This window comes from Kitasatospora sp. NPDC094028 (assembly GCF_049543595.1).
Lineage (GTDB): Bacteria > Actinomycetota > Actinomycetes > Streptomycetales > Streptomycetaceae > Kitasatospora.
On record NZ_JBMVFA010000099.1, the window covers coordinates 1 to 381 of the forward strand.

Below are 381 nucleotides of genomic sequence, written 5' to 3' on the forward strand. Positions count from 1 at the left end.
GATCGACGGGAAGATGCTGATCGAACCGGATCCGCTGCTTGTCCTGCGTACGCGCTGCGTGCGTGGCCATCCGGGCCTCCCTCGGGGCGCTGGCGGCGGCTGTCCATCCCAGAACATGGCTCTCATCAATATCCGCCCGAACCGGGGCACCCGGCAACATAACGCCCCACCGCCGCCATGAGCGCCCGGCGCCCCCGCTAGTGCGCGACGCCCCCGCTAGTGCGCGACGCCCCCGCGCTCCTCCCGGATACGGACCACCACCTGCGCCGCCGCCTGCCGCACCGCGTCCGTCTCGGTCAGGAAGTGCCAGTAGTCCGGATGCCGGCCGCCCTCAAGACCCGCGACCGCCCGCTCCAGCCGGGCCACCGCCTCGTCCAGCGG